Annotated in this window: 9 protein-coding genes and 1 pseudogene; 4 read left to right on the top strand and 6 right to left on the bottom strand. The window is 38.9% G+C overall.

Going from position 1 to position 14518, the window contains the following annotated elements:
- Positions 1–535: 535 nt before the first annotated feature.
- A pseudogene (locus LEP1GSC195_RS16845) lies at positions 536–1426 on the bottom strand (sigma-70 family RNA polymerase sigma factor); the annotation flags it as partial.
- A 45-nt stretch (positions 1427–1471) separates the two neighbouring features.
- On the opposite strand from LEP1GSC195_RS16845, the gene LEP1GSC195_RS16840 reads away from it, so the two are divergent.
- Complete coding sequence (locus tag LEP1GSC195_RS16840; protein ID WP_015682673.1) at positions 1472–2386, top strand: M23 family metallopeptidase; 915 nt, start codon at positions 1472–1474, stop codon at positions 2384–2386.
- Between the two features lie 33 nt (positions 2387–2419).
- On the opposite strand, the gene LEP1GSC195_RS16835 is transcribed toward LEP1GSC195_RS16840, so the two are convergent.
- The 3 genes from LEP1GSC195_RS16835 to dnaE form a co-directional block, all read right to left on the bottom strand.
- Positions 2420–4318 carry an AMP-dependent synthetase/ligase gene (locus tag LEP1GSC195_RS16835; RefSeq protein WP_015682298.1) on the bottom strand — a complete coding sequence of 633 codons (1899 nt, stop codon included), beginning with the start codon at positions 4316–4318 and terminating at the stop codon, positions 2420–2422.
- 78 nt (positions 4319–4396) lie between these two features.
- On the bottom strand, positions 4397–5497 hold the full coding sequence (locus LEP1GSC195_RS16830) for a helix-turn-helix domain-containing protein (protein WP_015681922.1): 1101 nt from the start codon (positions 5495–5497) through the stop codon (positions 4397–4399).
- A gap of 5 nt (positions 5498–5502) precedes the next feature.
- Positions 5503–9000 carry a DNA polymerase III subunit alpha gene (gene dnaE, locus LEP1GSC195_RS16825; protein WP_040507207.1) on the bottom strand — a complete coding sequence of 1166 codons (3498 nt, stop codon included), beginning with the start codon at positions 8998–9000 and terminating at the stop codon, positions 5503–5505.
- Between the two features lie 163 nt (positions 9001–9163).
- Here dnaE and cobT point away from each other — a divergent pair, with 163 nt between their 5' ends.
- Genes cobT through LEP1GSC195_RS16810 form a run of 3 tightly spaced genes read left to right on the top strand, consistent with a single transcriptional unit; the run spans position 9164 to position 11627 of the window.
- Positions 9164–10219 carry a nicotinate-nucleotide--dimethylbenzimidazole phosphoribosyltransferase gene (gene cobT / locus LEP1GSC195_RS16820; RefSeq protein WP_015681292.1) on the top strand — a complete coding sequence of 352 codons (1056 nt, stop codon included), beginning with the start codon at positions 9164–9166 and terminating at the stop codon, positions 10217–10219.
- An 8-nt stretch (positions 10220–10227) separates the two neighbouring features.
- Positions 10228–11049 carry an adenosylcobinamide-GDP ribazoletransferase gene (locus tag LEP1GSC195_RS16815; RefSeq protein ID WP_040506899.1) on the top strand — a complete coding sequence of 274 codons (822 nt, stop codon included), beginning with the start codon at positions 10228–10230 and terminating at the stop codon, positions 11047–11049.
- Positions 11034–11627 carry a histidine phosphatase family protein gene (locus tag LEP1GSC195_RS16810; protein WP_015682310.1) on the top strand — a complete coding sequence of 198 codons (594 nt, stop codon included), beginning with the start codon at positions 11034–11036 and terminating at the stop codon, positions 11625–11627. Before LEP1GSC195_RS16815 ends, LEP1GSC195_RS16810 begins: the two co-directional genes overlap by 16 nt.
- Before the next feature lie 74 nt (positions 11628–11701).
- On the opposite strand, the gene gatB is transcribed toward LEP1GSC195_RS16810, so the two are convergent.
- Positions 11702–13165: an Asp-tRNA(Asn)/Glu-tRNA(Gln) amidotransferase subunit GatB gene (gene gatB, locus LEP1GSC195_RS16805; RefSeq protein ID WP_040507206.1), complete on the bottom strand. Its 1464-nt coding sequence runs from the start codon at positions 13163–13165 to the stop codon at positions 11702–11704.
- Positions 13166–13224: 59 nt separating this feature from the next.
- Positions 13225–14328: a bacteriohemerythrin gene (locus LEP1GSC195_RS16800; RefSeq protein ID WP_015682188.1), complete on the bottom strand. Its 1104-nt coding sequence runs from the start codon at positions 14326–14328 to the stop codon at positions 13225–13227.
- Positions 14329–14518 lie beyond the last annotated feature (190 nt).

Raw genomic sequence — 14518 nt, 5'->3', positions numbered from 1 at the left:
TTTGGTTTTCGCTGGTGGTTTCTTCAAAGATAACAGAATTGGCATCTCCCGAACGAACCTCTGCCGAGGCCGAACGCATCGAAGGAGCAAACTCAAAACTCTCTCGAATTTGTAAAGATTCTACTAGACTATCAATCACTCGAATTCCCGACTGTGTGAGCCGAACGATAAGGCTATCTTTCTTCTCAGGTAAGATTAAATTTTGGCGAGTGTATTCTTTTAAAAAATCAGGAAGCGGGAGTGGTGCTTTGGACAAAGCAATTTCTGCCTTAGCCAGATCCCAAGCCTCAGCAAAGGGGTTGTTTGCAACACTTTCCAGGCGCAAACTTGCAAAGAAGGCTTCTTCACAAAACCAGAATGCATCTTGCAAATCGGGATGAATTTGCAACTCATCCTCACTAGGAAACTCACCTCGAATAAAAAATTCTCTGGCCAGCTCCATCACCTCTACGTTAAAACCCTGATTTTCCATGTGGACCCCCCACCCTGTAAGAGTATGACGAAGGAAATCAGGCCTCTCCAGCGATGGAATGCATTTTTTTTGCATTTTTTCGAGGACCCGAAGCAAAGTCACGCTGACACCACCTTCGGAAATCCCTAAGATTCTGGCAATCTCTCGGTAAGGGGTGCGGACAAGAAAGTGTCCTTTTTGCTTCTTTTCGATTAACTTTTTCCTTTGTTCGTACTTTTTCGCAAGGGCATGGTCCAAACGTTCTTTATAGTATTGAGCCTCTACGGAATCCCCTTGGGCTTTGGATTTTTTTTGTTCCTTCAAATCAAGAATATTCAAATACAAGGAAGTGATCTTATCTTCCATTTTTAGATTCTCTTCTTCGCGACCGGAAAGTTCCTCTCTGAGTTTCAAAACTTCGATACGGATGTCCTCTTCCGGACGGTTTGTTTTTTCTGCAATGAAACGAACTTCTTCCGGATCCAAGTGAAGGTAGTAAACAAAGGACAATTTAAACACAACACGGTTCTCAATTTTGATTGTGGATAGTACGGAATGGAACTGGTCAGTGACATCCACAGCCAAAGCCAAAGCCTCAGATCGTTTGTCTGGTTCGTCTTCGATGGTGCTGTATTCTTTCCCTTCCTTATTGACTTTGGAAATGGTTTGGGTTTTGACTTCTCGTTTGGTGCGTTGCCAATCAATTAGTAGATTTCTGAGCACCGAAAAAAACCAGGTTTTGAAACTTGATTTTCCTACAAAACTTTTGAAACGTTTTCCTGTTTTTAAACGTTCAAAAGCATAGATATAATAATCAGAAGCGTCATCCTCACTTAAGTGAAAGACACGGATGGGAAAGTTGTAAATATCTTGCGAATAGAGGTCAAAAAATGTCCTTAGAGACTTTTCATCTCCAGAACCACATGCTTTCACAATCTCTAAAATTTCTTCATTGGTATGAGAAGTCAGTTTCATTATATACTTTCCTAAAAAGGAACCTGCCAGGAGACTTCTCTAAACATGAGAAGTATTGTTGTAGTATTGAGTCTCTTGGCAAGTTTTATTTTAGCAGAGGAACCGGTCTCTGATACAAAACCTGAGTTTGTTTGGCCAATCCAAGGTTTAGAATTGCCTGGTCTCATCACAAGTACCTTCGGTGAGTCCAGAAAAGACCATTTTCACAATGGATTGGATATTTCTTCCGTTTTACAACCTGTGAAAAGTATGAGCCCGGGATTTATCCTATACTCCCGTTATGCGGAAGATGACCCATTTGAAGACGAACGCGGTTCGGGCAATATTGTCTGGATTGCACATAAAAACGGTTATGTGAGTGGTTACTACCATCTAGGCGGAACAAGAAATGAGACGGTACGGATAAACAAACAGGTCTCTGCTGGTGACACCATTGGAATCTCAGGAAATACGGGCCATTCCACGGGAGGCCATTTACACTTTGTCTTGGGAAAGGATTACGGAAAAACCCTGCTTGACCCTCTCACTTACCTTCCCCCCGTAGAAGACACTATGCCTCCACAAATTGCCAATCTCTTCATCCATGTTGGCGAAAATTACACAAATTTAAACGATGGCGACAATATCAATGTCTCCAAAGCTTTCCCACTCACAGTGAGTATCATTGACGGGGGAATCAAAAATAGCCAACGTAGGGGTGTGAAGGAAGTGAAGTTCCTTTTTAATGGAGAGCCTTACAAACAAGCAAGCTTTGGGTCCTTACGATTTGACTCTGGGAAATGGAAAACCAAAGAAGGTCATAGTTTTGATGATTTATTTTTTAAAGACCGATATTTGGTCGGAGTGCTCAATTTGAAAGCAGGGGAAAATACCATCAAAGTACAAACGAAAGACTTTAGTGGAAAAGAATCAGAAAGAGGGTTCGGTATAAACATAACAAGAATTAGCGGAGGGAACTAAACCCTCCCCTAATCTTTGAAATTCAAAAAATCTTTAGTTGTTGGAATACAATTTAGAAATTTCTGATTTGTATTTGTCAGTGATTACATGACGCTTTAGAGATAGTTTTGCTGTGAGTTCGTCTCCCACTTCAAATGGTTTTGGTAATACAACAAGACCCACAACCCTTTCAAAAGATTTAAACCCAGTCTGTGCATTGACTTTGGCTTTGATTTCTGTTTCGATTTTTTGAACCACTTCTTTTTGATTCCAGAATTCTCCTGTGAGTGGCTCCTCAAATCGAGATATGTTGGGATACACAAGAACACTCAAATATTTTTGATCTTGTCCCACCACCATACACTGGTCAATCCATTCCGATTCTAAAATCTTTGATTCAATAGGAACTGGCTCCACATTTTCACCACCTAACAAAACTATGGTTTCCTTAGAACGCCCTACAATTCGTAAATTGTGGTTTGCAGTAAAAATCCCCAGGTCACCAGTATTCAACCAACCATCCACCAAAACCTTATTTGTTGCATCTGGATTTTTATAATAACCAGCCATCACTTGTTTTCCCTTTACGTGGATTTCCCCTTTTCTTCCAAATACAAATTTACCGGCTTCCGTATCCAAAAAAACTTCACCGGTATGTAAATCAACGAGCCTTAAATGAGTTTTTGGAAATATCTTTCCGACAGAGCCTGGAATGATTTCCTCGAAAGTCCGCATAGCGAGCACAGGTGCCGTTTCTGTCATTCCATATCCTTCTAAAACAGGAATTCCAATGGTATTAAAAAATTCGTCTACATGATAAGGGAGCGCTCCCCCACCGGAACAAGAACCTTTTAGTTCTCCCCCCGTTGCCTTTCGAATTTTTGATAGAACTAAAAAATCAAAAAACAAATGAGGCAAACTTACCAAAAAAAATCGATAGAAGTGATAAACAAAACGAATGGATTTTTTCCAAAAAACGACAGGATGGATATCCAAAACATTCCCCGTTATGATTTGTCTTGAAACAAAAAATCTTTTGGCAAAGAACATAGCAATTTGAAACATTTTTTGTTTCACTGCTGATGACTTCGCGAGTGTTCCCAAAATTCCAGAATAGATACTTTCCCAAAGTCTCGGAGCCGATGCCATAAAGTTAGGTTTTACAAATCTTAAATCTTCTTTTAATGTACGAACACTGCTGTAATAAGTACAAGCTCCATAATACAAAGTAAAGATTTCAAAAATTCGTTCAAAAATATGCCAAATAGGAAGTATTGATAGAGTTCTATCACCTTTCTCCAAACGAATCGGGAGGTTTTGTAATTGAAATAGAATATTTCCTTGTGTTAACATTACTCCTTTGGGTGTTCCTGTGGTTCCCGAGGTGTAAATCATGGTAAATAAATCCGATTCTTTAATTGTACTATTCAAAAAGATAGAGTCTGTTGTATCTGCCTTACGAAGTTCCCTTCCTTTGGCGACTAACTCTTGCAAAGTTGAGATTTTAATTTTTCTAGAACTCATCTCTTTATTTCCCTCTTTCGGGGGATAAATGATTACAATTTCTTTTAAAAATTCCAACTCAGATTCCAAACGAATCACTCTCTTAAAAACTGCTTCATTTTCCACAAAAAGAATTTTTGACTCTGAATGGTTTAAGATGTAAAGTATATCATGGTCTGTAACATCAGACGCTCTTGGTACGTCAACTGCACCTAACAATGTTACGGCGATACTGGTTTGGATCCACTCGTAGGCATTGTCAGCAAAAATGGCAACTTTTTCTCTTTCAGACAAACTTGTCCGCAGTCCAAATGCCAAATCCTTTGCATCCGATAGCAAGTTGTTGTAAGTTTTAAACTGGTAAACACCAGCACCGACTCGGGTGGCAAAAGCATTTTTGTGCCCGAATCTTGCCGGAAGATTTAAATAAAAATCAATCATGGTTCGCATTGAATTTCCTCGTTACGAGCCCAATTCTAACGAAAGAATTGGGAACTGTCGTCTTGGAGAATTCTTTGAGACGTGGATTTAATTAGATTTTGATTGTTTACGAAATTCGGAAGGGGTGGTGCCGACCGTTTCTAAAAAAACTCGATTGAAGGTTGATTTAGAATTGAATCCAACGGCATCAGCAATTGAAAGAATGGACCTTTCTTCTGGTTCCAATAACAAACGTTTTGCCTCATCGATCCTGTATTGATTGATGTACTGGTAGAATCCAAACCCATACCGTTTATGAAAGTATTCCGAAAGTTGACCAGATTTGACTTCTGCCATCTCAGCCAATTTAGAAAGGCTAAGATCTTCATCACAAAAAATCTTTTCTCGCATCAGTTCATATAACTTTTGATCGATGGTTTCTAATTGAACCGATACCAGCTTAGATTTTTCGTATTTATTTCTTTGGATACTATCTCGGACATCACTCACAAAAGGAGTACAAAGTTCCCGAGTAAAATAATAAAAATACATAAGAACTGGCAAAAGATAAGCACTGAGTTTACGAAAAAAAGCAATTTGAAATGTAAACCCGATACTTCCGAGTAACAAGTCGATCCAAATAAGAAGGATAAATACTAGAGAATAGATGGCTTTTTTTGTAAAGAAAACGGATAACCGAACATTTGGAATCCATTCTTTGATAAGAAATATTCCCACTGAAAACAAAATCGAAACTTTAATGCCGAAGTTTAGACCTACTATGATGGAACCATATTCTGTTCTACCCAAAAGTTCTAAAATTTCTAATCGTTCTCTATTCGTTCCCGAATAGAAGGGAATCAAAAAAAGAATGGATACAAGGGCGGGAAAAAAATGGTATACCTTGACTTGGATGGGTTTTTCCAAAAACAAATATTCTAAATATAGATAGAGCAATGTAGAAGATAAAAAAACGAAAGGTATATGGATCAATGCGATGGAAGGAAGGTAGGTATAAAAACCAGTGAACATAAAAGCACCGGTGAGTAACCAAAGCCCAGTGGAAAATAAAATAAAAGACCAAACAAATCCTGAATGACTACGATTGCGAATTAAATTGGAGAGCGACCAAATCAAACAAAATATTGACCCTGAACCCATCCAAAGAAACTCTAATAATAAAGTTAAGGAAAGAGAAGTAGTTTCCACAAACTTTATCCGAAAACTCTCACTTCTTCACCCACCGTATAACGAACCGCACCTTTTCCTAGAATGTCTGTTAACATTTTCATCAGATCCGATGTAATTTCGATGGAAAAATGATCATGAGCACGAATCACTTTTTTCTCATCACCGTTACCCACTAAATGAAAGAAAACAGAGGATGCACCACGATGAACTGATAAAATGTCTTGGAGTTTTAAAATCACATCTCGATTTTTTTCTTCTAACATATTGATTGTTAAATGGAGTGTTTTTTCCATTTTCTTTTCAATGGTAACAGAATTTAGTTCTTCAAGTTTATTAACTATGATTTGACCTTTTAATTCTGATTCATCGGCATCCAGACGTTCCAAAATTCCACGGATAAAGACTGTGTTGTCTTCAGTAAATAGATGTTTGTATTCTGCATAAGTTTTTGGAAAGGCAACACATTCGATTTCACCGGTTTGGTCCTCGATCATAAAGTTGACAAACTCTTCTTTTTTCTTAGTGAGTTTCACCACTTTTTTGGAAAGAACCCCTGCAATTTCTACCTTGGATTTAGGTCGAATTTCTTCCAAGTTTTCAATTGTTGTTGGTTTTAATGTTTTTAATTGCTCCGTAAATTTATCGAGTGGGTGGCCAGAAAGGTATAAACCCGTTGTTTCTTTTTCTTTGCGAAGTAATTCATCTCCATTCCATTCAATTCCATCTTTGGGAAGATTTAGATTTTCTTCTCCACCGCCATTGACACCACCAAACAAAGAAAATTGGCCTTCCTTTTCTTCCGCTTGTTTTTTGTTAGCATAGTTAAGAATGATATCTGTAGATTCAGAAATTGTTTTTCTCGAGTAACCGAAAGAATCGAAGGCACCGCCTTGCGCTAATGACTCCAGTACTTTTTTGTTTGCAAGTCTTGTATCTAACTTCTTTGTAAAGTCTCCGAGTTGGTTGTACCCACCCATAGAATTACGATTGGAAATGATGTTTTCTGCGGCAAGTTCCCCCACACCCTTGATGGAAGAAAGCCCAAATCGAACTGTTTTATCATCGGTGATTTCAAAGGATATTCCCGACTCCTTGACATCGGGACCTAAAATTCTGATTCCCATTTCTTTGGCATTGTTGATGTATTTCACTACATCAGTAATTTTGGAATGGTCTCCTGATAAAAGAGCGGTTAGGTATTCAATGGAATAATTTGCTTTTAAATAAGCTGTTTGATAAGTAACAAAGGCATAAGCAACAGAGTGAGATTTGTTAAATCCATACTCACCAAATTTTTCTAATTGTTCAAATAGTTCAATGGCTAGTTTTTCATTGATCTTTTTTTCGATGGCACCTTTTACAAATTTTTCTTTTAAGGCAGGGAGTTTCGATTTATCTTTTTTGGCCATCGCCTTACGAAGAACATCCGAGTCTCCCACGGAATATCCACCCATAATCCGGGAGATACCCATTACTTGCTCTTGGTATACGACCACACCGTAGGTTTCACCTAACACTTCAGCTAAACTTTCATGAGGGAAAACTACTTTCTTTTTCCCGTTTTTACGATCTAAATAATCGTCCAACATTCCCGATCCCATTGGACCTGGCCTATATAACGCAAGTAAGGCGGCGATCTCTTCGAATTTTTGCACTTGGGCCTTAGCAAAAAGATCACGAATCCCGGAAGAAGAATCCAACTGGAATATTCCAAGGACATTTGCTTTTCGTAGTAAACTAAATGTGGCCGCATCATCTAAAGGAATTTTATCTAGGTCGAGTAAAACACCATGACGTTTTTCAATGAGTTTTGTTGCATGATGGATGGTAGTTAAGTTTTTTAAACCTAAGATATCCATCTTGATAAGTCCCACTTGTTCAGACATATTTTTGTCGTATTGGGTGACTATGGATCGACCATCTCTACCAGGTTCACTGACCGTGGATAAAGGAACAATTTCTTCTAGAGCCGTAGGGGCAATAACAACACCTGCCGCATGACGTCCCACCTGACGGTAGTTACCTTCCAGTTTTTGAGCAATATAAAAAACTTTTTTGTTTAAATCTGATTTTTCTGCAATGTCACGTAGATCTTTCGATGTATCAACGGCTTCCTGAATGGTGATTCCCAGTTTTTTGGGGAAAAGTTTACTCATCTCATTCACTTCAGAAAATGGAACATTAAATACGCGAGCCACGTCTTTGATCGCCGCTTTTGCAGCAAGAGATCCAAAAGTGATGATTTGCCCTACTCGGTTCTCACCATATTTATGTTTGATATAATTAATCACTTCCTCTCGTCTTTCCACACAAAAGTCGGTATCGATATCTGGCATATCCTTTCTATCGGGATTGAGAAATCGTTCAAAGAGGAGATTGTATCGTATGGGGTCGACATTAGTAATGCCTAATGCAAATGCAATGATAGATCCGGCAGCAGACCCTCGTCCCGGTCCTACTGGAATTCCCGCTCGCCTAGCAAAGTTTATATAATCCTGAACAATAAGAAAATATCCTGCAAAATGCATATTGCGAATGGTTTGCATTTCATATTCCGTTCTTTCGCGTACAACGGGCGTTATATCTTGGTATTTTTCCTTGATACCTTCCCAAACTAGTTTTTCTAAATAACTATCTGTATCAAAACCAGCAGGGACTTCAAAAGGAGGAAGTAGCGGATTTCCAAATTGGAAATTAAGGGAACATTTGTCACGAATGGCTAATGTATTATAAAAGGCATCTTTATGATCAGGGAAAATGCTGATCATTTCCGCAGGCGACTTTACATAAAAGTTTTCGTTGAATCCAAAACGCATTTCATCATCAATGTTTTTACGCATTCCGATGCGAAGTAAGATGTCTTGGGCCTCTCTATCATCCTTAGTAAGAAAGTGAGAATCATTTGTGAGCACAAGGGGAATGCCTGTGCGTTTTGAAAATCCCATAACGGCTTCTGCAACAATGCGTTGTTCAGGAATTCCATGGTCTTGGATTTCTAAATAAAAATCTTCTTTACGAAAAATTTCATGTAAACGACCAGCTAACGCATACGCTTTATCTGCTTTGCCTTCTAAAATCTTTCGGTTGACTTCACCTGCAAGACAAGCAGTTAAACAAACAAGTCCCTCGCTATACCTCTCCAATAAATCATAATCAATCCTTGGTTTGCGATAAAATCCTTCGGTAAAGGATCGGCTTGCAAGTTTTATGATATTTTTATAACCAATTTCGTTTTTACAAAGTAAGATGATATGATAAGCACCACCGTCAGCGATTTCATCTAGTTCGGTTTCGGCACTACGGGAAGGTGTTACGTAAAACTCGCAGCCAATGATGGGTTTGACATCGTGTTTGACCGCTTCTTTATAGAACTCAATGGCTCCATACATGTTCCCATGGTCTGTGATGGCGACAGAGCTCATACCCAGTTCCTTCACACGTTTCATCAAATCGCTGATTCGTATGGCCCCATCCAACATGGAATAAGTAGTATGTAAATGAAGGTGAGCGAAATCTTCCATGGCTTGGTGACATAGTAACTCCGATGGGTTCCTACGTAAAGCGCCCCAAGGGAAGGATTTCGGATTTTTTTTGGCCCAAATAGCCAATTCCCAAACCTCCCTGCCCCGTCCAAGCCCAAAAACGATGGAAGCCGAGACCGGCTTGGTTAGACTGGTTTTGTTTATGTCACCATTTTCCCTACCCTCCATTTCTCCCGTAACCAATGTTTTGCGAAGCTCCATCCGCAGCAAAATAGACAATAAAACCAAACCTTTAGGTTCCTTAGGCGATTTGGAAACCATTGCCTTACAATTGGCGGAAATCCAAAATAGCCTTTCTCCTGAGTTAAAGAATCCAAAGCTCATTCTTTTTGCCGCAGATCATGGAATCACAGAAGAACCTGTCTCCTTATATCCCAAAGATGTCACCTGGCAGATGGTTTTGAACTTCCTATCAGGGGGAGCTTGTGCCAACGTCTTCGCCAAACACAGTCATATCGATGTCGAAGTTGTGGATGCGGGAGTAGACCATGATTGGGATAAAAATGTGACCAAACCAATTGAAAGAAAAATTCGAAAAGGAACTTCCAACTTTCTGAAATCAAAAGCTATGTCACTGGAAGAGGCTAAAGAAACCATTTTAAGTGGAATCGAGCTTTTAAAGGAAACAAGATACGAATCGACGAATATATTTTTATTCGGCGAGATGGGTATTGGCAATACTTCTGCGGCATCTCTCATTCTATCTCATCTAACAGACATTCCACTAAGAAAACTTGTAGGACGAGGTACGGGTCTAAATAACAGCGGAAAAGAAAATAAATTCAAAATCCTTTCAGAAGCATTCCAAAGAACGGGAAAACTAAAAGATCCATTAGAAATACTTTCCGAATTTGGTGGATTTGAAATTGGTATGATGGCCGGAGCCATGATTGGGGCGGCTACACAAAGAAAAACATTTGTTGTAGATGGTTTTATTTCAACAGCAGCATTTGCGATTGCTTTTGCACTGAACCCGACAGTAAAAGACTATGCCATTTTTTCACATCTATCGGAAGAAGAAGGGCATACTGTGGTTTTAGAACATTGGAAAATAAAACCCCTGCTTCGACTCAATCTTCGTTTAGGAGAGGGAAGCGGTGCTCTTGCAGCTTACCCACTGATTGAACTTAGTGTTAAATTTCTGAATGAAATGGCGTCATTTGCTGATGCTGGTGTTAGCAATTCGGATTCACAATAAATTTTTATATGCAATTTTTATTGAGAGAAATTCGCCTATTCTTTGTTTGCTTGTCATTTCTTTCGAGAATTCCCTCTCCTCGGTGGATTGGTTTTCAAGAAGAATGGTTACATAAATCAATCAAGTATTCACCGACTGTCGGAATAATGCTCGGAACCTTACAATGGTTTGTTTACATTATTTTCCAATTGTTTTTTGGTCCCAGTATTGCATTTGTGATCTCCTTAGGATTTTTATTAATCCTAACGGGTGCCTTTCATGAAGATGGTTTTTCTGATTTTTGCGATGGGATTGGAGGAGGTTGGAAGAGAGAAGACATCCTTCGGATTATGAAGGACAGTCGTGTTGGCAGTTTTGGAGCTGCTGGGATCTCCCTACTACTCGTTCTAAAAATTTTAGGAGCCTCCGGATCCCTCGCAGTCACAGGATTTCGCTTGAACCATTTCTCATTTGCCTGGAATTATCAGCTAACCACCATTTGGTTGTACTTTGTTTCAGCCCATAGTTTGAGCAGATTCTTCTCAGTCCTTATGATGAAACTCCTTCCCTATGCCAAAGAAGAAGGTTATGCAAAACCAATGGCGAAAGAAATTACTTGGCGACAGACTTTCTTCGCAAGCCTTGCAGGACTTCTTCCTTTTCTATGGCTATCATACAAACATCCAAATTTTTTCTTAAGTTTGATTCTTATCATTCCTAGTCTATATTATATGTATTCTCTGATGAAACGTTGGATTGGCGGATTTACAGGAGACTGTTTGGGAGCAGTCCAACAAGTAGTCGAAACCTGTATCTGGATTTCGGGAGTCTTTATATGGACCTCTATTTAATTCGCCATCCAGAAACGATTGCTCCCAAAGGGACTTGTTATGGCCGAACCGACTTCCCTCTCAAATATCCAGTGGAAGATACAGCGGATTCCACCTTTCCCCATTTACCACCAAATTTTGACCATTTCCTTTCAAGTCCGGCACCCAGGGCTCTAAAACTATCTTCTGCCCTCTTATCCAAATACAACCTCACAACGACTGATCATTCTTTAATACCAACTGACGAACGTTTGTGGGAAATGAATTTTGGAGATTGGGATGGAAAACTCTGGGAAGAGATTCCAAGAAAAGAAACGATCCCTTGGATGAAAGACTTCGTGAATGCGAAGACTCCTGGTGGAGAAGCCTTTACAGATCTGATCAGTCGTGTGAATGCTTTTATAGAAGATTGGGAAGAAGGTGGCCTTTTAAGAACAGAATGGGAAAAATCAAACGATAGATTACTTTCTTCTTTGATTGTTGTTTGCCACTCAGGGCCGATCCGAGCTGCTCTTTGTAAACAATTCGGAACTCCCTATGAAGAAGCCTTCAAATCTCCTGTGGACTTCGGATCCGTACACAAAATAGAGATCGTCTAATACTCGCTAAACGGCAGAGAGATTCCGTTAATTCCTCTGCCTATCCTTATCTAGACTTTGCAATTGCAGAAAGACTATACCTTCTTTTTTTCGCCGAGTGGACCCAACTTAGCAAGAATCAAATCATTCACAAGTTTTGGATCTGCCTTGCCTTTGGTTTCTTTCATCACACCACCAACAATAGCTCCAAGCACTCTGTCTTTTCCATTTTTCCAACCCTCTACTGATTCTGGTTGGGATGCAATCACACGAATCACAATTTCTTCTAATGCTTTGTCATCCCGAACTACTTTTAAACCTTTTGATTCCACAATGGCTTCCGGTTGGTCTTTTGTAGTTAACATATCTTCAAAGATAGATTTTGCGATCTTACCTGTGATCTCTCCTGAATTGATGAGTTTCACAAGTTTACCAATACGCAAAGGGTCGATGGCAAAATCCTGAATGGAAATGTTTTCTTTGTTAACAATACCTAGAATTTCATCCTTTACCCAGTTGGATGTTTTTTTTGCATCCCCCGAAACAAGAAGAGCTTGTTCAAAGTATTCTGCGATCTCACGTTCGCTTGTGAGTACTTCGGCATCATAATCGGGAAGTCCCAGTTCTGTTTTGTATCTTTCTTTTTTTTGTCTGGGAAGTTCAGGTAATGTTTTACGAATGTCTTCAATAAAAGAATCAGAAATTTGAATGGTAGGTAAATCCGGTTCTGGAAAGTAACGGTAGTCATGACTCATTTCCTTGGAACGCATAGGAATGGTTTTGAGTAAAGTAGCATCCCAAAGTTTTGTCATCTGACGAAATGATTCACCGCGCGAATAAACATCTTTTTGCCATTCAATTTCATAGTCTATCGCTTGTTTTACGGCTTTAAAGGAGTTGAGGTTTTTGATTTCTACACGAGTTCGAAATCCTTTTTCTCCTTTAGGTCGAATGGATACGTTAGCATCACAACGTAGTGAACCTTCTTCCATATTACAATCCGATACTTGAATGTATCGTAATATTGTCTTTAGTTCATTTAAATAAACGTAAGCTTCATCAGAAGAACGCAAATCAGGTTCCGAAACGATCTCAATGAGGGGAGTTCCCGCACGATTGTAATCTACATAAGATCTGTTAATTGATGGATCATGAGAATGGATTAATTTTCCTGCATCCTCTTCCATGTGGATCCTTGTGAGGGGAATGAACTTTTCTTCCGTTTCCCCTTTTAGTTTAATATGGATTCCACCTTGTGTTGCATAAGGTTTATCAAATTGGGAAATTTGGTACCCTTTGGGTAAATCAGGGTAAAAATAATTTTTACGATCAAATTTTGTAAAACGTGTGATTTCACATCCAAGAGCAACACCGGCCCGAACGGCTTTTTCAAGAACCACTTCGTTTAACACAGGCAATGTGCCGGGTAACGCCACACAAAGTGTTGAAATATGAGTATTGGGACTACCACCGAATTCGTTCGTAGCCGTAGAAAAAATTTTAGATAGAGTGTTGAGCTGGACGTGGACTTCCAGACCGATGATGACTTCGTATTCCATGGGTTTGAAAACAGGATTTTCCCGGAAAATCAACCTGGCAATTCAATTTCCGACAGAAATTATTCGAGTGGGTCAGGAGCCGATTGCATTACCAGTTTATATAGGTTTTTTTGCTCCCGAGAGATGCTAATTTCGCCAGTTTGGTGAAGTTTTTTAGTAAACTCGGAAAGTTCTCTGACTCGAGATTCAAAGGCCAGACCAATTTTTTTATCCTCAAGGGCAATATGGGACAAAAGCCAATTTCTTAAATCTTGAACCAAATGCAATCCAGCCCTCGGATTTCCTAATTTAAATTCATCGTTTCTTGTTTTGATAAAATCAATAAACCGTTTGTGTTGGTTCATGTGGTTTACCACATCGGTATATCGGAAGTAACGCATGATTTTATCTTCCACACCGAAATGGTCTTTTGTATATTCAATTGCTGCGGTTATGACCTTATGGAAGGTGTCGCTAGCCCCATCACCTAACTTCAGTGAATGATCCAATTCAACAATCATTTTCAAAAGCCAGATATGTTGTAAATCGATGATAGGAATTCCGGTAGAAAGATTATATGTTTTCCAAATGTTTCTGATTTCCTGAATTGTATCAATGGATTGTTCGTGAAGTGAAATATGTGTTGTATCCATTTGAATGATGTTTTGGTAAATCAAAAGTTGTTCTTTTGAAATCGGATACTTACCAGACTTTAAAATTTCATTACAGTAAGACTTTAAATCTATACCACTTGCTTTAAAGAACTCAGCATAATCCGTATCATCATGTAAAATATGTTGGAATAGCCATTTTTTAAGAATTTGTAAAATACCCAAAGCCGCCATTTGGTTATTTTTTGCTTCGTAATATTTTTCCGTTAACCTCTCTACAAATTTGCGATGGCCTTGTATATGTTCAGAAAACTTAGGATAGTTAAAATGTTCGAGGATATCTTCTTCTAATGCAAAATGTTCTGCCACATAATCCAAAGCTTTTCGAAAGGACGAATGAACATCAACATCAGACCCCTCTTTTTCGGAAGCAACAATGGTTTCTTCTAGTTCTAGAATGATATGGACCAACCAAACATGTTGCAAGTCAATAATGGGAATTCCCAGATGGAAAGGTTCACTTAACCATGTGATTCTTAAGGAATCTAAATGTGCGGAGTAATCCTTTTGCATAGTTCCACAAAAATAATCACGAGTGCGATGTCACTGAATTAGAATCATTTTAGGAATTGATATTTATCAGTACTTTCTAAAAAACAGGAATATTGATAAAGGGATACAAATTACTGAGATTTCGTAGCGATTTCATGAGGAACACTCCCGAGTATTTCCCAGGAGTGTATCATCTTTAAGCGAAATTAGA

The organism is Leptospira wolbachii serovar Codice str. CDC (assembly GCF_000332515.2).
GTDB classification, from domain to species: Bacteria; Spirochaetota; Leptospiria; order Leptospirales; family Leptospiraceae; genus Leptospira_A; species Leptospira_A wolbachii.
This window is presented reverse-complemented; position numbering and strand designations above follow the sequence as displayed.